Annotated in this window: 10 protein-coding genes; 6 read left to right on the top strand and 4 right to left on the bottom strand. The window is 67.8% G+C overall.

What is annotated here, in order from left to right; genetic code table 11:
* Positions 1-18 precede the first annotated feature (18 nt).
* Positions 19-522 carry a hypothetical protein gene (locus Rhe02_RS31525; RefSeq protein WP_203912063.1) on the bottom strand — a complete coding sequence of 168 codons (504 nt, stop codon included), beginning with the start codon at positions 520-522 and terminating at the stop codon, positions 19-21.
* Between the two features lie 263 nt (positions 523-785).
* Between Rhe02_RS31525 and Rhe02_RS31520 the strand changes: the two genes are divergently transcribed.
* The 5 genes from Rhe02_RS31520 to Rhe02_RS31500 all read left to right on the top strand — a co-directional run bounded on the left by Rhe02_RS31520 (position 786) and on the right by Rhe02_RS31500 (position 11,344).
* Positions 786-3,413, top strand: coding sequence for a hypothetical protein (locus Rhe02_RS31520; RefSeq protein ID WP_203912062.1), 2,628 nt, complete (start codon positions 786-788; stop codon positions 3,411-3,413).
* Positions 3,414-3,422: 9 nt separating this feature from the next.
* Positions 3,423-6,575: a hypothetical protein gene (locus Rhe02_RS31515; RefSeq protein ID WP_203912061.1), complete on the top strand. Its 3,153-nt coding sequence runs from the start codon at positions 3,423-3,425 to the stop codon at positions 6,573-6,575.
* Positions 6,576-6,641: 66 nt separating this feature from the next.
* Positions 6,642-9,422 carry an AfsR/SARP family transcriptional regulator gene (locus Rhe02_RS31510; protein WP_203912060.1) on the top strand — a complete coding sequence of 927 codons (2,781 nt, stop codon included), beginning with the start codon at positions 6,642-6,644 and terminating at the stop codon, positions 9,420-9,422.
* A gap of 323 nt (positions 9,423-9,745) precedes the next feature.
* Positions 9,746-10,183 (top strand): hypothetical protein, encoded by a 438-nt coding sequence (locus Rhe02_RS31505; RefSeq protein ID WP_203912059.1) that lies wholly within the window; start codon positions 9,746-9,748, stop codon positions 10,181-10,183.
* Between the two features lie 63 nt (positions 10,184-10,246).
* On the top strand, positions 10,247-11,344 hold the full coding sequence (locus Rhe02_RS31500; protein WP_203912058.1) for a hypothetical protein: 1,098 nt from the start codon (positions 10,247-10,249) through the stop codon (positions 11,342-11,344).
* Between the two features lie 17 nt (positions 11,345-11,361).
* Here the strand turns inward: Rhe02_RS31500 and Rhe02_RS31495 are convergent, their stop codons facing one another.
* Together Rhe02_RS31495 and Rhe02_RS31490 are read right to left on the bottom strand one after the other, a co-directional pair.
* Positions 11,362-12,012 carry a hypothetical protein gene (locus Rhe02_RS31495; protein WP_203912057.1) on the bottom strand — a complete coding sequence of 217 codons (651 nt, stop codon included), beginning with the start codon at positions 12,010-12,012 and terminating at the stop codon, positions 11,362-11,364.
* Positions 12,013-12,078: 66 nt separating this feature from the next.
* The gene (locus Rhe02_RS31490) at positions 12,079-14,907 is read right to left on the bottom strand and encodes an AfsR/SARP family transcriptional regulator (protein ID WP_203912056.1); all 2,829 of its coding nucleotides are present in this window, start codon (positions 14,905-14,907) and stop codon (positions 12,079-12,081) included.
* A 104-nt stretch (positions 14,908-15,011) separates the two neighbouring features.
* Between Rhe02_RS31490 and Rhe02_RS31485 the strand changes: the two genes are divergently transcribed.
* Positions 15,012-17,279, top strand: a complete 2,268-nt coding sequence (locus Rhe02_RS31485; protein WP_203912055.1) for an FG-GAP-like repeat-containing protein — start codon at positions 15,012-15,014, stop codon at positions 17,277-17,279.
* Between the two features lie 53 nt (positions 17,280-17,332).
* On the opposite strand, the gene Rhe02_RS31480 is transcribed toward Rhe02_RS31485, so the two are convergent.
* Positions 17,333-23,425: a PA14 domain-containing protein gene (locus tag Rhe02_RS31480; RefSeq protein WP_203912054.1), complete on the bottom strand. Its 6,093-nt coding sequence runs from the start codon at positions 23,423-23,425 to the stop codon at positions 17,333-17,335.
* Positions 23,426-23,569: the final 144 nt, after the last annotated feature.

Raw genomic sequence — 23,569 nt, 5'->3', positions numbered from 1 at the left:
ACTCGGCGAGGGCCGTCGTCAGACAGGTTGCGTGCCAATGGTCTTGGCCACATCAAGCAGCCGCCGGCATGCCTGTTCCGAGTCCTTGGCGATGCCGGCGCGCCCGGCCGGGCTTTCGTCCCAGTCGATGAGCAGCATTTCGAAGTCGGTTGCCAGCTCGCCGTGCTGCCCGTCTGCATTGCACAGCAGCCATGCAATTTCGCCAATGGCGTCGCCGGCATCGCGGATACCGTCCAGGAGGCCCTGCGCGGCCTGCGACGCGCGATGCCACAACACAACCTCCGGCTCGCGCAATGGCTGGCCCAGCTCAGCCATGGCGATCACGAAGAGGTCGCGTGCTTCCCTTACTTCGGCGCGGCCCAGCCCAGCCAGCTCGCGCAAGGCTGGGCTGTCTGTCCCGCGCGCCAGCGCCTGTGCGGCAATCATCGGCAGCCGAGAGCTGTCGATGCGTCCCAGCACATATTCGTCGGCCTCCCACGACAGCTGCGTCAGCGAGTCCGGGGCGGCAGGTACGGCAATCACCCAGCGATGATGCCAGGCCAACCGGGTCGCAGCCAGCGGGTTACGCATCAGCGGTCGTGCTGGATCGGACTCGACGGCCGTCCATAACCCGACACCGGAGCGCCGTCAGCGTGTGCATTGCCTGCTCGGGCGGATCCAGGGCGGCTGAGTCAGGGGACCATCGGGTGCGCGGCGGGGGCCGATTTCAGCGATGTTTCAGCGCACTTTCCAAGGCCGGTGCCACGGTTGCGCCTCATCGATATGACGAACCAAGGAGATCTGTCATGGCAACCGGCTACCGTCGGAGCATCAACAAAGTGACCTACGCGCCGATCCGGCCCAGCGCGGCCGACGAGGAGAGCGGCGCGGTAGGAAGGCGCATGCGCGGGCTGGAAAAGGTGGTGTTCACCAACGCGCTGCACACCTCGCAGGCCGAGATCGACGCCGTCAAGGCAACCCTCAACCCGGGCGAGCACGAGCCCATCATCGCGGCACTCAACGCCATGCGCGAGGTGGTCGCCCGCGGCGGCGCCTCGCGTTCCGGGTGGAGCACCCTCGCCGCAACGCCGAAGCAGGGGGTGGCGGGCGCCGGACGGGCGATCGCCGCCTACCGGCGGTCGGTGCGCACCGCATTGCGCGCCCAGGCCAATCAACTCGCCGCGGACTACGCCGCGCATGTGCGGGCCAAGCTGGGCGGAGGTGGGATCATCACCGCGGCTCCGGTCACCGCGATCGCCGCCGCACCATCGACCGTCCTGGCGCGTGGGGTGGTGTCGATGACACCGCCCGTGTTGCCCGTCGAGGACCCGCGGCTTAGCGCCGCGAGCCTGAGGACCAGCTTCGGCGCGGCCATGGAATGGGCGCGGGTGGGCAACCCGGCCCGCGCGGACACGATCGGCGCTCTGGCCCGCCAGGTGGCCGGTCTGAGGATCGACTTTTCCAACCTCGCGGCCGTCGACTGGGACGGCTTCGCCGACGTCGTGATCGATACCAGCGAGGATGCGACCGACTGGACCGACGATCTGACCGACGGCTTCGAGGAGCGGATGAAGATCGAGCCGATCGGCCGCCTGCACCTGGAGCGCATCGACATGACCCCGGCCGGGATCATCCGCGGCGAGCTGGTGCATTCGGTGGGCCTGGCGCCCGCGGAGACCATCACGCTCATCCACCGCGAGTGGTCCAGTCGGGAGGTCAGCTTCGAGAAGGTGGTCAGCGAGGAGTTCGAACAGTCCAAAGAGGAGGGTATGACCGAGAACACCGAGCTCGCCAGCGCGACCGAGACCCAGGCCAGGCACTCCTCGGCGTTGAGCATGGAGGCGACCGCCTCGGGTAGCTGGGGTTTCGCGTCGGCCAGCGCGACTGTCGGGTACAACTCGACCTCTGGCGACGAGACCACCAAGAAGGACAGCCGCAACCACTCGATCCAGGTGACCCGCAAGGCCTCGTCGCGCTCGCGCAAGGAGCACAAGGTCACGCTCACGGTCAAGGAACAGGCGGGTGTGGAGGACCAGGCGGTGCGCACCATCACCAACCCCAGCGATAACAACGCCATGCGCATCGATTTGCATCAGATGATTCGCGACTGGAAGGTGGATCTTTACCGGTACGGCCTGCGCCTCACCTACGACATAGTGGTGCCCGCGCCGGGCATCGATCTGTTGTCCAATGTGGATGAACTGCGGCGCATCGACCACCGTCTCGGACTGCCGTTCACGTTCCCGCTCACCCCGGCCGACATCACGCTGGACAAGTGGCAGTCGCTCGCGTCGCAGTACGGCGCCGAGGTCGAGCCGCCCGATCCCGCCACCCGTCAGCTGGAGCAGCAGCTGGCCTACCCGTACCGCCCCGACGACGAGGCTGAGCAAGAGCGTTACGACACGCTGGAGTTCGACATCCCGGAGGGCTACTACGTCACGGGCGGCTGGTTCCGTGCCTTCGTACACCTCTACACCGGCGGGCACTACAACGTGGTGGACTCGGGCGCCGGCCCCATCGGTCACAACGACGACACCATGCGTTCGTACGAAACAGATCTGAACTATCTCAAGGACCGCACCGGGCACGTGGTGATCGTCATGTTCAGCGAGGGCGTGAAGGCAGGGCACGCCAAGGCGACCCTGGACATCGCGCAGAACCTCGACGGCTGGCGCGCCTGGCAGCAGCGCGCGTGGGCGGCGATGCGCAAGTCCGCGCAGGAGCGGTGGCAGCTGGAGCGCCAGGAGTTGCAGGAGCGCCGCGGACAGCTGGCTGAGGAGATCGGTCAGTGGGATCCGTTGACACTGCGCCGGATGGAACGCGAGGAGATCATGAAGACCACGCTGAAGTGGATCTTCGGTCCTGCCTTCGATCTGATGCCCAGCGAGGTCTCCCGGCTCTACGGCGGGGGAGACGGTTTGGCGACACTGGAGCCGTCGCGCCTGACCATTCAGGAATGGGCGCAGGCGATGGGAGTCGGCGAGTTCATCAAGTTCCTCCACCAGGCCATCGAGTGGGAGAGCGTGCTGTTCTTCATCTACCCCTACTTCTGGGACCACCCGCGTAATCACTCGATGAAACGCTTCATGCACCACCCCGACAGTATTCATCAATCCTTCCTGCGTGGCGGCGCGGCGCGGGTCGTGCTCACCGTGCGGCCCGGATTCGAGGAGAGCTTCACGCGCCTGTTCGAAACCGGGACGCTGGACGGCGAGCTGGGCAATCACCCGTATCTCACGATCGCCCAAGAGATCCGGGCCTACGCCGCGACCAACTACCCCGGCATCCCCGGCACGAGCAGCAATGGCAACGATCCGTCCCCCGAAGCGGTCGAGGCCGCCGAGCGGGGGCAGCGCATCGCGTCGTGGCACGAGTACACGCCTGTCAGCGCGCTCGACATCACCATCAACACCTCGCTGAACGAGCTGAAGTGACGAACTGAGATGACTGCCACCAAGGACGACAAGCTCGGCGAAGAACTCGCCGAGCTTGCTCGGCAGCTGTTGCTGTGGTTGAAAAACCACGACCTGCCGGGCATACCGGAGCTGGCCTATGTGCCAATCGAAGATCTCAACCTTTATGCGGGTACCTATCACCGCTTCGATCGCCGGCTGTATAACCGATTCGACCCCCGGCTGTTGCCGAAGGCTTGGGCCAACCACAAGGACGAGCTGAGCCGGCTGTTCGGGCTGGGAATGCTGGTCAAGTACGTGCTGCTGGTCGAGAACAAGAACGACGACGTGACCCTGCCCGACGGCCGGGTGTTCGGCCGCAACCGCATCGTGGCCCACGCCAACATCCCGATCGACAAGCCTGGTGGGCTGATCACGGTCCAGCCCAGCCTGGGCAGCCGGACGGCCGACGACAAGACCATGGCTCAGACGCGCACCTACGAGTTCTCGGCGATCGCCAACCGGGTCGATCTCGTGTGGGACGACATGGCAGCGGGGAAGCAGGCCCTGTTCCGCTTCCCGTTCGTCCTCGACTACACGCCGCCGCGGCGCGAGTACGAGGTCAATGTCAAGAACGTGCCGATACCGCAGCAGCTCGAGAGACGCGATCGTGAGTTTCGCGAACACCTTTACACCAACGCCACCTACCACGACAGCAAGAAGGTGGGCCGCGACGAAGGCGGCGATTATTACCAGAAGTGGCGGGAGAAGGCGCCGCTGAACACGCAGGACAGGCAGTTCCAGCCTTCCAAGCTCAGCGACGAGTATCTCAAGGAGTGCTTCACCGAATTCGTCATGAAGGAGGGCGACACCTACCTGCTCATCGACCTGCCGCACGCCCAGTTCCTCTACCGCCTGCTCATGGAGCCGCCGCGGGGCAACCCTTTCGGGCCACCGAGGTTCACCGTGCAGCTGATGTTTAGCCTCGCCGGCGCGGGCGCTCCGCCTCCCGGCGGCGGTATCCGGTTCCCGGTCGAGGCAGTGATATTCCGGGCGATCGACGGAGCGGGCGAGCCGCCCAGGATGACCTACGGCAAAATCGACTATCGGAAAAGCCTGGACAAGCGTCACTCCGTGGACTACAAGGCCTACGTGCGCTGGTACTACGGCGACGAGGAACTCAAGTACCGCAACGATTCGGAGTGGCTGGACGCGTTCATGGACGTGTTCTTCGCCGACCAGAGCTATCCGATGGAGCTGACTGTGACGGCCCCGGCCGTCGCTCCCGACCGCGAAAAGCTCTTTCTCGGTGCGCTGCGCGAAGAGGCCAGCCAGAGCCAGCCCGGCCCGATCAAGGACCGGCTCAACGAGCTCATAGCGTGGTGCGACGACAAGAATCTGGGAAAGCGGCGCTACGTGCTCACCCAGGGCATGATGGTCAGCGGCCGCCAGGTCATCGGGGTGTCGCCTCGCTTCGATGTGTACGAGTGGAACCCCGACACCAAGCACGTGACGGTCATCCAGCTCACCGACTGGCTGACCGACAACGAGGTCGGGGCCCTAGCAGCCGACATCTACGAGAACACGGCCGGCATGCTGCCCTTCATCACTCTGGTGACCTGGGGCGGGGTCATCGTGATGACCGGCGGGGTGGTCGGCGTGCCGGTCGTGATGACGAACGTCGCCCGCAGTCTGGTGAAAACGCTTGTCACGCACGCGGTCGGCAGTGCCATCGCCAAGAACGCGGCGGCCGCCGCGCGCCGGATCCTGATGGCCGAGCTGATCGCGGCTGCGATGAGCCTGGTCCCGAAGAACGACAACCTGGTGTTCCAGTTCATCCACGGGGTGTTCGAGGGATTCGGCGGTGGCGCGGCCGAGCACTATCTGTCCGAGACCGACGAACGCGTGAAGCGCGCGATCAATCAGGCACCTCGGCTGATCCTGAATCACGTAACCAAGAACGGGTACCAAGCCATCCTTGTCTTCAACAAGGTCAGGGTCGCGCTGGTGCGGATCGCTGGGGTGATCCGCTCGCTGCGTGTGGTGCTGACCGACAAGAACGCCAAGCTGATAGCCGAGCAGCTCAACAAGTTCAGCCAGTACGCAGGCACAGGCTTTCTGGTCGTGGTATTCGTCGTGATTTATCTCGACTGGGCCTACCGGTCCCGTTGGGACAAAAATATCGAGGACTGGGTTAAGAAGCAGCAGCAGACCCTCAAATGGATGGTGGAGACCACCGGCAACGAGATCGCCGACATCGCCCGGGACTTGCGCGAGGAATTGGTGCCGGCCAGCGGCCCGCCGCCGCAGGACCCATCCAAGATCGTGCGCAAGTACAACCAGCGGATGTCCGGCACGGTCACCAGCAAACTGCGCGACGGCGTCAAGTCGGTGCCCGCCGTGGCGGATTACCTGGAGATGATTTTCGAGCGCATCGGGATAAGGAACTGGAACGAGCTCAAGAACCTGGGCATCACCGACGTGATGGAGCGCGGCGTCGACGCCCTGGCGGCAGCGGCACCCCATCATGCGCGCAAGCTCGGCGAGGCGGTGGGCGAGCTGATCGGCACCATCATGCTGGAACGCAAGATCGTCTCAGATAAGACGAGGGCGGGTACCGGAGTGGTGTTCGACCGGCGGCAAAGCGACCGCGCTGCCAAGACCATGCTGGCCGGTGGCACGTGGCGGGCGCTGTTGGAGTTCGCCATCCACCCGTTCGCAGAGCTTCACAATCTGCCGGCCTCGCTCAAACGTGGCCTGGAGGAGCAGGGCGGTGTCGATCGCCCGAAGCTGACCCGCGTACAGGACAGGGACACGGCTTTTCGCGATTTCATCCAGAGCCTGATCGGCAATGAGGAGGAATTGACCCGGCGGCTGGCCAAGCTCGCCGCCGACGCGGATCTGGAGAAAAACATCCGCAAGCTGGTGGCCAGCGCAGCGGCGAAGATCACCCCGCCGACGTTGGGTGACCTGCTCAAAAAACACAACGACGACTGGCCGGCCGACGCCGTCATGTTCCTGCTCTACACGTGGCTGCGGGTCGGAGTGCGCCACTTCGGCGAAATGTTCGACCTGCTCAACGACGATCAGCCCTACGGCAAGGTGTTCAAGCTTGCCGATCTGCTCGATATCCTCGGTCTGGATCTCCCGATGGACGACCAGACCCTGGCCTCGCTGCGGGCGACCTTCGTCAACAAGCAATGAGTGGTCTCGTGTCCATTGCCCGACGATCGGATCGACGAGGACGAATCGGGTCGGTAGCCTGGTTGGGTGCTGGACGGGGTCAGCCAGGGGTTGCGGATCAGGCTACTTGGGCCGGTGGAGGTGATCGTCGCCGGCCAGGCGCAGGCCGTCAACGGCCTGCGCCGCAGGGCCGTGCTCGCGACCCTGGCTCTGCATGCGGGCCGGGTGGTGAGCACCGACCGGCTCATCGACGTCGTCTGGGGCGATCGGTCACCGGCCACCGCGCTGAACACGTTGCAGCGTCACGTTTCCTACCTGCGTGGCCTGCTCGGCGGGGCCGGCACGATCGTGGCTCGCCCGCCCGGGTATCTGCTGGACATGGGGCCTGACGCCGTCGACGTGCAGGCCGCCGAGCGGCTTGTGCAGCTTGCGCAGCGAGCCACCGACCCGGCCGAGCGGGTCGCCTGCTTGCAGGCGGCCGTGGCGCTGTGGCGTGGCCAGCCGCTTGCCGACCTCGCCGAGCTGACCCGGCTGGAGGAACAGGCCGAACACCTGGTGCGCCTGCGCTGGGGAGCTGAGCGGAACCTGACCGAGGCGCGGCTGTCGCTGGGCGAGCACGCGCAGCTGGCGCCGGAGCTGGAACGCCTTGCGCGGCAACACCCGCTCGACGAACAGGTGCACGCGCAACTCATGCTCGCCCTGTACCGCAGCGGCCGTCCCGGCGATGCCGTCGCCGCCTTCCGGCGGCTGCGCGACGCGCTGGGCAAAGAGCTCGGCGTCGGCCCGAGCTCGAAACTGCGGGACCTGGAGGCGGCGATCGTGCGCCAGGACACAGCCATCGACGCACCGGCGCCGGCCGGGCAGTGGCTTGTGGCGGCGCAGCTTCCCTCGGCGGTGCCCACCTTCGCCGGACGCGATGCGGCAATGTCCACTCTGGACGATCTGGCCGGAAACGGTGGCGTGATAGTGGTGTCGGGCACGGCAGGGGTCGGCAAGACGACGCTGGCCGTGCACTGGGCGCACCGCAACGCCGCACGGTTCCCCGACGGCCAGCTCTACGTGAATCTGCGCGGGTTCGACCCGGCCGATTCGGCGGTCGAGCCGCAGTGGGCTCTGCACGGATTCCTTGAGGCGCTTGGCGTTCCGGCGGCGCGGATGCCCTCCGATCTGGACGGCCTGGTCAACCTTTACCGCACGATGGTGGCCGGAAGGCGGCTGCTGGTGCTGCTAGACAACGCACGTGAGGCGGGGCACGTGCGCCCGCTGCTTCCTGCCGCGCCCGGCTGTCTGGCGATCGTGACCAGCCGCGATCAGCTCATCCCGCTGGTCGCTGCCGAGAGCGCGCAGCCGTTGCGCCTCGACCTGCTCAGCCTGCACGAGGCCCGAGACATGCTGACGCTCCGGCTCGGCCAGCGCCGGGTGGCGGCCGAACCGGCGGCCACGGAAGCGATCGTCGACCGGTGCGCCCGGCTGCCTTTGGCCCTGGCCATCGTCGCCGCCCGGGCCGCCACGCATCCGGGTTTCACCCTGGCCGAGGTGGCTGCCCAGCTGCGCGATCTCGACGCTTTCGACGCCGGCGACGACGCGACCGATGTCAGGGCGGTGTTCTCGTGGTCGTGCCGGACGCTGAGCCCGGCGGCGGCGCGGCTGTTCCGGTTGCTGAGCCGGCATCCCGGCCCCGACATCTCGGGCCGGGCGGCCGCCAGCCTCGCCGCGGTACCCCCGGGCCGGATCCGGCCGCTGCTTACCGAACTGACCCGGGCCAATCTGCTCACGGAGCACGCTTACGGCCGGTACAGCTTCCATGACCTGTTGCGCGCCTATGCCGCAGATCTGGCCGAGCAGGCCGACTCGCCGGGTGACCGGCGTGCCGCCATGCACCGGTTTCTTGACTATTGCCTGCACACCGCGCACGCCGCCGACCTCGCCCTGCACCCGCACTTCAGCCGGATCGCGATGGAGACGCCGCAGGAGGGGGCCTCGCCCGAGCACCCGCGCAACCGCTCGGAAGCCGAGGCGTGGTTCACCGCCGAGGTCGCCGTGCTGCTGGCCGCCGTGGCGCTCGCGGCGCGGTGCGGGTTCGAGCGGCACGCCTGGCGTCTGGCCTGGTGCCTGGCCGGGTTCCTGCACCGGCAGGGGTATTGGCAGGATTGGCTGGGCACGGAGCACACCGCGCTGGCAGCCGCGTCGCGCATCGCTGACACGGCGGGGCAGGGCCACGCGCACCGAAATCTCGCCCTGGTCTGCTCGCGGCTGGGCCGCTTCGACGAGGCGAGTGAGCATCTGCGCCGTGCGCTGGACCATTTCACCGCTTGCGATGACCTGGCCGGGCAGGCGCACACCTACCTCGGCCTGGGCCAGGTCACCGAACGGCAGGGGCTGTACAGGGACGCGCTGGATCAGTCGCGGCAGGCTCTGACCCTGTTCGAGCGGGCCGGATGCCTGCCCGGGCGGGCTTACACGCTCAACGCCGTCGGCTGGCAGGAGGGGCTGCTCGGCGACTACCACCGCGCGATCGAGCTGTGCGAGGAGGCGCTGAAGCTGCTGGTGGAGGTCGACGACGTACAGGGGCAGGCAGATACCTGGGACAGCCTCGGCTACGCGCACCACCAACTCGGCGACCATCGGCGCGCGATCGAGTGCTACGAGCACGCGCTTGAGCACTTCGCGCAGGTCAACGACCAATACGGTGAGGCGAGCACCTACGCCAACATCGGCGGCAGCCAGCAGGCCGTCGGCGACGGCGAAGCCGCCCGCGCCGCCTTGAGCCGCGCACTGTCCATCTTGGACACTCTCGGCCACGCCGACGCCGATCGGATCCGCGCCGAACTTCACCGGCTCGACGCCACGGTCGGCACCGCTGCGTGAGGCTCACCGCAACGATGCCGGCCAGCTTCGTGCTATAGCCATGCCCTGCAGCGGAACGACGCGCCGAGGGCGGCTCGGTTGGCCAGCACCGGCCATTGGCAGACAACGGTCACCGCGCACCGGCGGCGGGAGCGGCGAAGTTCAGTACCGTGTGCCGTAGTCGTGGTCGCCTGTACCGCGATCGGACCTGAGCAGCGGGCCGAGCGTTGCTACGTAGACGTTTTGGGGCCAGATTGGGGCCGGAGCCCGTCAACCAGAACGAGCACATAAGTCGATACCTGATTTGCCGTGACTGCCGATCGGGCAGCCAGGAAGGAGAGACAGTGTCCAGATTCCGAAGGGTTGTCGCCGGGGCGCTTGCCGCCTGCGTGGCCAGCGTCGCGCTCGCCGCACCCGCGCAGGCCGACGCCCTCAGCTCTTACTGCGACGACGGGCGTCCGTCCGGCTACGAGCACTACCTGCAGGGCTATGCCGCCTACTCGGTCGATGGCCCTTACCACAACTGGTACCTGTTCAGCGCCTACTTCAGCTCGGGCTTCCACACGTACATCAACGACAACAACGATTTGGACATCTGGTTCCACCGCAACGGTGTTCAGATGTTCCACGAGTGGGACAACCATGTGCCCGGCTACCAGTGGCGAGACTGGTGGACCAGCCAATGGACGCTTGCCAGCGACCATGAGGTCACCCGATGGAAGGGCGTGTTCGACCTGCCGCTCGCGGGTGACACCTCCTGCAACGTCTGGGCCGAAACCTGATCAGCCGCCCGGGCCGGCGCTCGATCGCGGGTGCCGACCCGGGCCAACCCCTGGAGGCAAATCGTGCGAACCATCGGGCGCATCGCCGTCGCGCTTGCCGTGGCGGCCGCCGGGTGTACCACGCCTGCACGCCCCGCGGCACCGCCGGCAGACCGGGCACCGGTAATCATCGATGCCGATCAGTACGGCGTGATTTTCCTCGACGTGGCCGCCGTCCGCTACGTCGGCGTCCGTCGAGATGGGACGGTGGCCTGGCGGGTGCCGGCTGGCGACCGCGACCCGGCCCCGGTGATGTGCCTGGACCGATGTCCGGACGCCGTGCTGTCCGGCAGCGCAGCCTCGCTCATCTCGCCCGCCATGCCAGACCCCGAACCGGTGCTCATGGTGGACGGGCGGGCGCACCCGATAGCCACCCTGACCGCGCCCAAGCGATGGGTGCTGACCGCGCGCTCCGCGGACGACCTGGTTGTCCACACCGGAGACAGAAACGGGCAGTGGTGGCTGGAGATCCGGCACGGTGCTAACACCGAGCGCGTGTCGGTCGGGGGGCCCCGCACGTCGTGGCGGGAGGACGCAGATGGCCGGTACGGGCTCGCGGTGAGCGCGGCCGGCGCGGTCACGCCCGGTCCGACCGGTGCCGGACCGGCCTATGAGGCCAGGTGGTTCGAAAGGGACGATGCGGGCTGGCGGGTGACCGGGTCCCCGGTCCAGGTCGCCGGAGGAACCGCATGCCTGCACCCGGACGGGTCCCAGGCGCTGCTGATCGGGCAGCGGCCGGTGCTGCTCGACCGGACCGGTGCCCAGACACCTGTGACCGACCTGGAACGGGCGGGAACCTGCGCGCTGACCCGAGCCGGCGGCATAGTCGCCGACCTGACCCGGGCGGTGAGCGGCAGCCGATCGGCGCTTCGGGTCTTCGACGCCGCCGGTAAGGTCACGTGGAGCGCTGAGACCGCGCAGCCGGTAGCGGTGGTGGCAGATCCAGCCGGCGCCCGCGTCGGCTACGTGGCCGGCGACAGCCTGATCGAGATCGACCCGCTTACCGGTGCCGTCCTGCGCACGACCGGGCAGACGCGGGCCGCCCGCTACGACGGCTCGGGCGGCGTCGTCGTTGTCCACACGGATCTCAGCGTCGCCTGGCTCGACGCCGTTGGTCGCTAGCCTCGGCCGGCGGACGTTTAGGCCGCTGTCTTCTGGCCCCATTCGTTGGTGACCTCGGTGGCCACCACGTTGCCGTGGGCGTCTCGGAAGATCCAGGTGATGTCTCCCAACGAGACGTTGCGAGCGTAGAGCGTGAGGGCGAACAGGCCGATGTCGGCGCCGTTGGGCAGAGCCAGACGCACGACGGTGGCGGTCTGATCGGGGGTGACCGCGGTGCTGGCGGTGACGGTGGCGATGCCGGGCTGTACGAAGGCTTTTGCCTGAAAATAGCCCTTGTCGGCGACAAAGTTCAGGCTCATCGCTCGTCCCGGAGCTGGAATGAGCTGTGTGGCCTGGTCTGTGTAGCAAAAGCCGTCGTTTGATCGAGACTGTGCTATCAGTGCGCCGCAGAGCCGGCCGGTGCCCGACAGCCACATGACTGTCCAGAGTCGCAGGTTGACCGGCACGTCGGATCGTTCGAGCGGCCGGGAGACAATGACCGGTTGCCCGGCCGGGGGATCGGACTGATAGAAGGCGGTCGTGGCAGCGGCCGCTATCGGGTCGAGCAGGCCCTCGGCCTGCGACGCGGACCGGGTCGGGCCGACGTTGCCGCTCGTTGACAAGGTGGCCAGGGTCAGGGCCGCGATGATCCATAGCGTGACGCCCTGGCGAAGTCTCGATCCCACCACGTATTCAGTGTCGCATAGGTGAGTACGGCCCCGGGGTCGAGCGTCTGCTTAGGACAGTTGAGTGGCCTAAGCGCCGGCCTGCTCCAGCGCGCTGACAAGCCATGCCGGGACCGGGTCGCCTTCATCGGCCCCCACCAAAGGCTGGTCTGTCAAAGCGGCCGCGAAGTTTGCGGCGGTGAGCTGGCCGAGGTGCACGCATACGGCGATGCACTCCGCCGCGTCGTCGTCGGACTGCCGCCACCGGCCCAGCCGCCGATGAGCGACCGCGCGCAGCAGCAGCGCGATCCACTCGTTGTGCCGGTCGCCGTAGCGCCGGCACAGGTCAAGACCGGCCTGGGCGGCATGCACCGCGTCGGTCAGCAGGCCTTGTGCCGCAAGCACTCCAGCCATTTGCACCTCGCTTGCCGCCGCACCGCCCAGGTCGCCCTTCTCGTACTTGATGCGCAGCGCTTCGTCGAGATGGCGGCGTGCGTCGGCGTAGCGGCGCTGGACAAGATAGTGCAACGCCGCATTGGCCAGGGTGTGCGCGGTGCTGCGGTCGTCGCCGACCTGACGGCGCAGCCGGATGGCCTCCTCGTGGCAGCTGGCGGCGCTGTCGTGGTCGCCGAGCTCGGAGTGAGCTGACGCGAGGTACGACAGCACGGCAGCCTCGGTGCTGTGACGCTTCGCCTTGCGGCTCAGCGCAAGCGCCCGCGTGAGTGTGGCGACGGCCTGCGCCTGGCGGCCCTGGCGGGAGGCGATCGCGCCCAGGTTCATCGCAGCGACCGCCTCGGCCAGAGTGTCACCGACACGGCGCGCCACCGCGGCGGACAGCTCACACAGGTGCTGCCAGTCGGCAAAATGTCCTGCCCCGGCGAGGAACATCGTCATCACCAGCTGCAGGCGCATGGGATATCGGCACAGCGGCTCACCGGATTCGGCGAGCTGGCCGGCGAGGGCGATCAGATTGACCCGCTCGGCATCGAACCAGGCCCGTGCCGCGTCCAGATCGGACAGTCCAATCAGGTTGGCGTAGCGACCCTCCGACAGCTCCTGCTCGCCGCCAAGCGACTGCCCGGGGCGCAACAGGTTCGTGGCACGGCGAGCCGCCCCGAGCAGGCACGTGGCCACCCGCACCAAGGCCGCCTCGCCTTCGGCGGGGTCGCCCTCGGCATGGCGCTCCATCGCGAAAAGGCGGACGAGGTCGTGCAGCCTGTATCGCTCGCCGCTGCGCTCCAAAAGCCGCGCGGCATGGAGCCGGTGCAGTATCTGCAGGGCCGCAGTGGGCGAGAGATCCCACAGTGCCGCCGCGGTGCGCACTTCGAGGTCGGGTAGCTGCAACACACCCAGCAGGCGGAAGGCCCGCGCGGTCGGCTGGTCAAGGGTGCGATAGCTGGCGCCCAGGCTGGCCCGCACCGCCAGATCGTCCAGCTCCAAAATGTCCAATCTGGACCGTTCGTCGGCCAGCCCGGCGGCGAGGGTCTGCAGGGCCAGCTCCGGCTCGGCCAGCAGCCTCGCCCCAGCGACCCGGATCGCCAGGGGCAGCAGCTGACAGTAGCGCAGCATTTGTTGCGCCGCTTCGGGTTCATGGCGCATTCGGCTTCCTGCGTAGTGGCTGAGCAGCTCGGCGGCCTCGTGCTGGGGCAGGCCGCCGATTTCGATCCGATGCGCGTCGAGGGTCACCAGGGGCTGTCGGCTGGTGACGAGCACGGCACAATTCTCACTCGCCGGCAGCAGCGGGCGTACCTGGGCGGCGTCGCGGGCATTGTCGAGCAGGAGCAGCACCCGGCGCTGCGCGAGCATGGAGCGCAGCAGAGCCGTAGCCTCGTCGGCGGCCCCGGGCAGGCGTGCCGCCTCCAGCCCAAGCCCGCGCAGCAGGCGCGACAGCGACTCCAGCCCGGTCAGCGGCTCACACAACGGGTCGAAGCCGCGCAGGTCGAGGTAAAGCTGGCCGTCGGGGAAGCTGTGGCGAACTTGGTGCGCCCAATGCGTGGCCAGGGCGGTCTTTCCGGCGCCGGCTGGCCCGGTGATGACGCAGACCGTGCCCGGCCATGCGGCGTCGAGCGTGGCGAGCTCATGGCAGCGCCCGGTGAAGTGGGGCACGCCCGGAGGCAGCTGGGCAGGCAACGGCGCGGGCGGGCGGGCGAGACCGACGGTGGCATCGGTGAGGTCCAGGACGGGATCGGCATTGAGAATGGCGTGTTCGAGCTTGAGGAACTGCGGGCCTGGGCCGAGGCCGAGCTCCTCGGCCAGCAGCTGCCGGGTGTGCCGAGCCACGTTGGTGGCGTCGCTGAGGCGGCCGGACCGGTACAGCGCCAGCATCAGCTGACAGACCAGCGCTTCCCGCAGCGGGTGCTCCTTGACCAGCTGGGTCAGCACGGGGACGGCGGCCGCGTGACGTCCCACGGCCAGCTCCGCGTCAAGGCGCAGCTCTTGCGCGGCAAGGCGTTGCTCATGCAAGCGGTGCCGCACGGCGGGGGCGTAGGCGGCGGTGACTCCGGCTAGCGCCTCCCCGCGCCACAGCCCCAAGGCGCTGTCGAGGCGCCGGATGGTGTCGTGGTGTTGGCGGCGCTGCCCGGTGTCGCGGGCCGCCGCCAGCTCTGCAGCGAAGAGCTCGGCATCGATGTCATCCTCGTGGGCGGTGAGCGCGTAGCCGCCCGACCGCGTCGCGATCGGGTCGGGCAGGCCGTGCCGGCGAAGTGAACCACGCAGCCGCGAAACGGCCACGTGGATCTGCGCGGTCGCGCTCGCCGGTTCCATGCCGCCCCACACCGCCTCGACCAGCTGATCCTGGGAGACCAGCTGATTGGCGTGCAGCAACAGGTAGGCCAGAATCCCGCGGTGCCGCGGCTGGGCGAGCGAGACCAGCTCCCCACCGACCGTGAGCTCAACGGGACCCAACAGCCTGTAGCGCATTTCTCACCTCTTCATCCCCGAAAGGCCACCGTAGGAGATTGCTGTGCGTCACGGCAAGGCGTTGACAAGCGGATGGATAAGGCGTTGCCGTCAAACTGCCGATCGTGAACTATGCAAATCCACGAAAGGGTCACCGGGCAAGACGGTTGACCGCTGCCGGGGCTGCGGCGATGCTGCTGGCCAGCCTCATCAGCGCACCGGCGCGGGCGCAGGCACCCAGCCCGCAGGCCCACGGTCTTGTCGAGATAGGACAGCGCGAGATTCCAACGCCGGTCAGCGACGACCTGGCCAACTCCTACCGTGAGGCGGTGCACGAGGCCGAGAAGAACCCGGACGACTTCGGCTACCCGGCCCTCGACCGGGCCGCTGGAAAGGTGGTGCACCGGCCGGTCACCGCCGCGGGCGGCGTGCTGGCCCAGGCGAAGGCGGCAGACCCGCTGCGGCGCACCGCCCCGGCCGGGCGCAGCTGGCGTGAGCTGGAGGACATCAAGCACAGTCTCATCCTGCTGCGTGATGAGCAAATCCCTGACGCCGACGCGATTTTCCTTGCCGAACGTGACGAGGAGAACAACAGGATCATCGTGACGGTGAGCCGCGCCAGCGATGCTCTGTTTGGCTACCTTGCCAAGCGCTACGGCACGCAGGCCGTGGCGGTGCGCATCGACCCGGCCGGACCGATCGACAATCCGGCCACCGGCGGCCGCGACGGCGACCGGTCACCCTTCTTCGGCGGTGCCTCGATGGTGGCCTGCAGTAGCGGTTTTCCGTGGGTCTACAACGGCACCTACGCGATGCTCACCGCCGGGCACTGCGCCCCGACCGGCGGCGAGCTCGAAACGCCGTTGCGTCAAATCGGCTATGTCGCTGAACGTACCCGGGAGAACTGGGACGACCTCAGGGGTACGCAGTTGTTCCCCGGGGAGAGCGTCTACCGGGGTGACGTCGCCCTGATCGCCAACACCGCCAACGGTTCGGTGGACCCACGCATCTACCGCGGTCCGGCTGGTTCGAGCACCTCCGCCGCCATCAACGACATGTGGTCGGGCCGGGCCACCCCCGGCGACCAGTACTGCACAGGTGGCCGCATGGCCGGCGAGTCTTGCGGCTGGACGGTGGTGGAACCCGGGGTCGAAGGCACCTACAAGAACGGCGAGAAATTCTACAATCTGGTATTTGGCTGGCGGCAAGGCCCGAACTGCGTCATCAAAGGTGACTCCGGTGGCCCGGTCTACACCGTCCGCTCGGACGGAAAGGTGGCGGCCAAGGGCATCACCAGCGGCGGTACCACCGAGTCCGCAGCTGAATGTCATCACTATTTCACCGACATCTGGGACGCCTACTACGCCCTTCCCGGCTTCCTGTTGACCGACACCACAACGGTTACCGGCGCCGCCCCGGCCATGTTCTACGGCACCGGAACAAGTCCCATCCTGTTTCGCTGGTACTCGTCGAACACCGCCTTCCCGCGAGCCAACGACTGGACGACCTCGGGCAGCTACTCGGTCAGCCAGATCGGCGATCGGATGGCCTCAGGCGACTTCAACGGCGACGGCACCGACGACATCGTGGTGGCCTACGACTACGGGTCCACGTTCCGGTTCCACGTCTTCGAGGACGGCTACTACTACCAGGGCGACGCAGGCTGGTACACCTCGGGATCCTTCGCGGTGGAGAACGTCGCCGGGCGCATGGTGGTCGGCAACTGGGACGGCGACCTCTACGACGACGTCGCCATGCTCTACGACGCGGGTGGCGGAAACTCCCGCATCTACACCTGGCGCAGCACAGGTTCCGGTTTCGAGCTGCTCAGCCAGCAGGATATTGCTGGCTATTCGGTGGCCAACATCGGAGACCGGGTGGCGGCCGGTGACGTCGACGGCGACGGTCATGACGACATCGTGGTCGCTTACAGTCTGGGCAGCACCTTCCGCTTCGATGTCTTTCCGTTCGGCATCTACAGCCGAAGCACCTGGTACACCTCAGGATCGTTCAGTCTCAGCAATGTCGGCAACCGTTTCGTAGTCGGCGACTGGGACGAGGACGGCGATGCAGAGCCAGCCCTGCTCTACGATTACGGAGGCGGTCACGTTCGGCTCTGGCGGTGGATTTCCAATTCCGCGGTCTTCCAGCTGACCAACGATTGGAGTGTCGCCAGCGGCTACAGCGGCGCTCTGGTGGGCGATCGGATCGCCGCCGACGATGTCAACGGCGACGGCCGCGACGACATAGTCACGGCCTACGATTACGGACCGAACTTCCGATACCACGTTTTTCTTGACGGGTACCTGTATCAAGGCGCCGGCGGCTGGTATACCTCCGGCACGTTCGAGCTGAACAACGTCAGCGATCGGCTGGTGCTCGGCCGCTGGTAGTAGCGAAAAACGCGCCGGGTGTAGGCCCGGCGCGTTTTCGATCGGCTACCCGGTCACTTGGCTCGTCGCCAGAGGTACTGGGTGCCGTTGGTGTAGCAGTTCTTTCCGTTGCTCCACATCGGAATGGACGGCGGTGGGAATCCCGATCTATTGACCTTCACCGTGGCGCAGGCGTTGCGGTTCTTGGCCAAGGTGAGCCAGATGCCGATGACTGCGGCGATCGCCGCGATCACCCCACACCACACGCTCTTGGAGATGGCGGCGCAGAGGAAGGTGGCCACCGTCGCACCCTTGTACCCGTAGTTGTCCATCCATACCTTCGCCAGACGGGTGAGGTTGCGGCTCAGGTACCACGTGCCGGTGACGATGCCGTACCGGAAGTAAACGTGGTACCTGCGGTGGCCGTCGAGGTCGATGCTGTTGACCGAGTCGTTGCAGACGTAGTCGTAGGCGTTGCAGGAGCCGTCCACCTCGGGGTCAACCTCCAGGAACCGTCCCAGCAGGGGCGAGTACTGGCGAGCACCCATCTCGATGACCGGCTGGATCCCGGCTTCGTGCTCCAGCGGGCGCTGGTGCTGGCCGAGCCAGCCATAGTCGAGGTTGCCGGCGGAATTGTCGGGCACATTTCCAGCGACCTGGTTGCCGTAGGGGTCGTAAATCGTGGTCGCACCCACCTTGGCTCCGGCGCTGTTGGCAATCGCCACCAGGTCGCCGTGAATGTTGGGATACGACCACACATTGCCTGCGGCCCGGATGGTAAGCAACGCCCCGCCCGGCAGGCTGAAGGTGGTCTCCTGCACGGTGTTGGCGGTGTCCATGGCGAACGCCGGGGCGTCGCTGCCACCGGTGTAGCCGTAGCGGGCCACGACCGCGCCATTGACCCGGCGCTCGACGATGCGGTCCAACGCGTCACGCACGTAGGTGACCGTGCTCGACGCCTTGGTCGTGGCGACGTGCCGGTCGGCCGCGTCGTAGGTGTGGGTCTCGCCGAAGACGGCCGTCATGTTGCCGTGCGCGTCGTAGCTGACGGTGCCTACCGCCGGGTCGGTCGCCAGATACATCCGGTCGGCGTGGTCGTAGCAGTAGGCGGTGGAGACCTGAGCGCCACCGGTCGGGGTCACCGACGTCGTGGTGCGGTTGCCGTTGCGGTACGAGCCCGGGGCCGTGCAGTAACCGTTGTCGAAGAACTCGTACGTATAACGGGCACCGGGAACCCATGCCTCGATCAGGCGCCCGGAGCTGTCGTACCTATAGTCGTCCCCGGCGTGGTGGTCTACCCCGTCCACCACTTGACCGACCACGGCGCCGGTCGGGTCCCGGGTGACCTCGTCGCTGGTGATCAGCGACCACGCCGGCCCGAACCAGGTCACAGACCGCAACCGGCCCAGGGTGTCGTAGGCGAACGCCCCTGCGGTCCCGTTGCCGGCGTTGCCCGTCCCGGACGGGTAGACGACCACTGTGGGGCGGCCGCCGGCGTCGTAGGTGAGCCCGTCGGCGAGGACCTGGCCGTTGCGCTTCATCGAGATCAGTCTGTTGGCGGCATCGTAGGCCTTCTCGATAGTGCCGGCCGGACCCGAGCTGGTGGTCTCCCGCCCGGCTAGGTCGTAGCCGAACGTGGTGGCGTTGCCGAACACATCCCGGTGGGCGACCGGCCGGCCCAGCAGGTCGACCTCCGACATGATCGTGCCGGCCGGGTCGGTCACCGTCGTCACCAACGGGCTGGCAGGCCTCGGGCCTGGCCCGTCCGGGTCGGCGGTGTAGGCGTAGGTCACCGTCCGTGCCGCGGATCCGCCGAACGCCGGGTGGGCGACCGTGACCACCCGTCCCCGTGCGTCATATGCCGTACAGGTCCACGGCTCGGTGCCAACCCGCGAGGCGACGGTACGGCCTGCCGCGTCGTGAACCCATTCCCTCACCAGCGGGGTCTGTGGGCCGGTGCCGTCAGGGTCCGCACCCGTCTCGAGTCGGGCCAGCCCGCCCTGATGCACCGCATCGGATGCGGTGGTACAGGGGTTGTCGCGGCTGTCGCCGGTGCCGTAATAGGTGACGGTGGAGGTCGAGGCCCCGCCCGCGGGCAGGGTCCGTGACACCTGCCGGACGTAGCCGGTGCCAACGGTTTCGAAGCCCGCAGTCTCGGCCAGACCGGCCCCCGCGGGGTCGGTCGTGCTGCGGACCTTGATCCCGTGCTGCGCGCCGATGCCGGTGGTGGCATCGGTGTAGCTGAACGTGGTGGACCTGCCGGATGCGTCCACTGTGGACGTTTCCAGGCTGTAGCCGGTGCGTAGCGCCGAACCCGGTACCGTCACGAAGCTGGACGAGCCCGGGGTCTTCCACAACATCTGCAGCTTGGCCGGCCCGGTGACGTCGGCGTAGTCAATGCGCAACCGGCGGGCGACGTTCGCCGCCGTCACGGTGACCGTGACGTCGTCACCGGGGCTGGTGGTGTTGTCCCACTTGAGGAGGTGGATCACATCGTTGAGATAGACCGCGAGCTTGTTGTCGCGGACGAACCGCAGCGTGTAAGTACCCGCCGAGGGGAAAATGATCGTTCCGGTATAGCGGCCGGAGAAATTGTCCGCCGGTACGCCGGTGCCGGGTGAACCGCTGCCCCAGTCACTGCTGAGCGGCCCAGGGTCGTGCGCATGCAACGCCGGGGCGCCGGTCAGGTCGGGGTTGGCCCACCACCGCACGGCCAGGCCGTCCAGGCCCTCGTCGTAGCGGGTCACCTGACGCGGGACGCCGGCCTGCCCGGTGCCGTCGGGATTGAACATCGAGGCGGGCGCCGGACCCCACTCGTCGGTCGGCTGGTCCAGCGCGTCGTAGCTCGTCGTGCTCTTCAGTCCGGCGGAGTCCAGTACCGAGGTGACCAGATCGTCGGCGTTCCACGACATGGTGATGTTCTGCCCGAGAGCATTGGTGTCACGGGTCTGTCGGCCCCGCGCGTCATAAGCCACGGTCCGGTAGGTGCCGGTGATCCCGGCCCGGGTGACACCGGCCGTGCCACTGGTCAGCTGACCGCTGGCGTCGCTGGCCGGGGCGTAGGTGTAGGTCTGCGCCGGGCGCTGGTCTCCCTGATTGGGCGGCGGTTGGGTGACAGCGGCGACACGCCCGGCACCGTCGTAGGAGATTTCCACCAGCAGCTTGTCCCAGTCGGTTCGCCCGGCGAAAGCCGCATCGAACGTGGTCGGGTCGTGGTAGCCGATCAGCCGCCCTGCGGCGTCATAGCTCAACCCCCAGTAGGCGTCGCCCGGGTTGCGTACGTAACCCAACAGCCCGTTCTTGTAATAGAGCTGGGTTGTGCTGCCGTCCCAGTAGTCCACTTTGCACAGCATGCCGGTCGGGGTCGGCCCGAAGGTGTCCCCGCCGAGCACAGGCGGGCGTTCCGGGCACGCCGCGTTCGGCGCATAGGTCAGCTGCACCGCGCGGCCGGAGACCGGGTCGGTGAGCGCCGTCAGCCGCCCGGCCGTGTCGTAGCTGGCATTGGCCGCGGCCGACCGCTGGTCGTCCAGCGCGCCAGTGACTCGGTCCAGGAAGCCATCCGGGCGGAACAGGTAGGTGCGGCCGTCGTCGGCGTGCACGGTCACGGTGCCATCGGCGTTGACGACCACCACGTCGTCCACGCCGGGTGGTGGGGCGTAAGCCAAACCGAAGGCGGTCTTGGCAAACGAGGTGGTCGCGCCGTCGGGCGCGTAAAGCGTGACGCTGCCGTCGGAAACCTCGGCCCGGATGTAGGCCGAGCCGCCGTCGGTGGCCTGCAATGACCAGCCGGCGGGAAGTATCCGCGGCTCGGCTGAGAACCAGCCTGCCGGGACGACGAACGCCTGCGCGGGATCGGCCGCATTGCGCGCCCACAGCTCGATAGCTGCGGGGCCGTCGGCCTCGAAGTAGTCGACCGTAATCCGCCGCACGCCGCTGGCGATGCTGCCCGTCTGGAAGTCGGGCACGGCCGGCAGCGACCGCGGCATCCACTTGTCCAGCACGGTGATTCCGTCTATGGTCACCCGCACCCCGTCGTCTGAGCGGGCGCCGAACTGCCACTGCCCGGCCGGCAACGCCACGAAACCGCGCCAGCGCACCGAATACCAGTCCTGTGGCACACCCGGGGACGGCGAAGTGGATTCCTCACCCGCGGACCCTTCGGCCGGCACGCTCCAGTTGAAGCTCACCTGGGCGTCGTTGCGCGCCAACACCACCGGGTCGGTGGCGTCGATGACCGTGTCCCGGTCGGCATCCACCCGGTACTCGGCGGCCAGACCGCCCGACGTCTGCTGTGAGTTGTAGGCGAAGTCCACCCCGATGCCGCCGCCCACGGTGGGCATCCGCACCTCGGGCAGGCGCACCGAGGCGTTGCCGGTGACAAGGTTGGTGATTACCCCGCCGAAGTTGTCGGTGGGCGACACCGCGCCCGCACCGAGCCGGCGGTCCACGGTGATGCGCCTTACCGTGCTTGCCGTCCACGCGTGGCCGTCGCTGGCGAAAACCTTCCAGTAGTAGGTGACGCCGTCCTGCAACACGCCCGCCGGGACCTGCCATGAGGTCGCCGCGCCCGCAGGCGAGGTGGCCACCAGGCCGGACTCGCCGTCCGCACCCGTGGCGATCTTCGCGGTGTAGGACACCGAGTCGCCGTCGGGGTCGGTGACCGCGTTCCATCTCAGCGTCGGGGTGGTGGAAGTGATTGCCAGAGCCTGGTCGGTCGGCCCGAGCAGGCTGGGAGCGGCGGGTTTGCGGTTCACGTTGAGCACCAGCGTCGGCGGATGGAACCGCTTGTAGGTGTAGACGCCGGCGGTGTTCGCGCCGGAGAACCCGAACGCCCCGTTCTGGGTACCGAAGTACTGCCACAGACCGACCAGATCCGTGACGTCCAGGGTGGCGGCGCCGGTCACCTCGGTGGTGGTGAACCGCCGTGAGGTGTCGCCGCCGCACACCGCGCCGTTGTAGTCGGCGCTGCATGCCCACCAAGCCGTGACGGGGTACCCGGTGGTGGTGCCCTGCGCCACGCCGAGCTGGAGTCCGGCCGAAAGCAGCTGCCGGCCGTTGATCTGGTCCCAGTAGGGGAATGCGGCCACGGAGCGCCAGTAGGAGTCGCCGCCACCGGCGCCGCCCTGCGAGTTGCCGACCCGGATGCCGTCCTGCGAGACCACCGTGCCGTCGGACTTGAATGACTGATGGATGGAGTTGCCGATCACCACGGTGGTGTCCAGCACCACCGGTCCGCCGAAGCCCGTGCCCGCTGTTTCGAGGTGGCCCGGCCGCGTGTCGCTGGGCAGCGCGTCGGCCAGCCATGTCCCATCCACGCCCACCATGAGCCGCTGGTGGCCGTTGGGCTTGCCGGTGGCAGTCAGTGTCGGCGTCGCTGCGGCGAGGCTGTCGGCCACGCCTGCGCTGGGGTATACGTGCGGCTGTGTCAGAGCCATCTGCCCGGCCTGCGCACCGGTGACCGCTACGGTGCCCGAGCCGGCCACCAGACCGAGGCCCTCGACCGTGAACGGGAACACCGCCCGGCCGCGGCCACGGATGTCGATCTCCTGTCGCACCGCGCCGCCGGAGACCGTGTACCTCACGTCCACGCCCCGCCACACCTGCCGGTAGATCACCGTGTCACCGTCCACTGTGGGCGCCACGGCGGAGGCGCCCTGATCCAGCTCCGGGGCGAACCGGACCAGGCCTGCGTCGGTAACCAGTTCCACGCCGCCGGTTGCGCCCGGCCCGATCGGGCCGAATCGCACTGTCCAGGCGTTCGCGCCGTTGCGTACCCAGCCGGGTCTGGCCGGATCAGCCGAAAGCGTGTTATCGACGCGGTCCCAGCCGGTCGCGCCGGCGCGGCGGTAATGCACCGGTTCGGCGTGGATGCGCACGGTGTGGGTGCCGTCGGTGTTCGCCCAGACCTCGGTCGCGGCGCTGCGCTGCTCGGTGAGCTCACGCTGCGTCGGTGGCAGGTCGCCCGCTGCGCGGCGAGCCCTTGCCGGCAGTGGTTGTGCCCAGTCGGCCGGCACCGACAGCGTGCCATCGGCACCCGGCGCCGACGTTGCCACGGCTGGCCGCTTCACGGGAAGGGACAGAACCGGTGGCTTGCCCGGGACCCCCGCAGCGGCGGCGGGCTGCGCCGGCAGGGACTTCAACGCCAGCAGACCAGGCAGGATCACCACCAATACCCATGCTCGTCGATATCGGCCTGACGCCAAGATTCTCATCATGCTTCTCCCGTTCTTGACACTGATCGGAGAATGATGGCGGGCATCGATCTATCGATGCTCTATCCGATATGTAGTGAGGCCACGGACCTGGACCCG

It is taken from the genome of Rhizocola hellebori, assembly GCF_016862955.1.
Classification (GTDB): Bacteria; Actinomycetota; Actinomycetes; order Mycobacteriales; family Micromonosporaceae; genus Rhizocola; species Rhizocola hellebori.
Note: the sequence above shows the minus strand (reverse complement) of the source record. Positions and strands in the feature narration are given on the sequence as shown.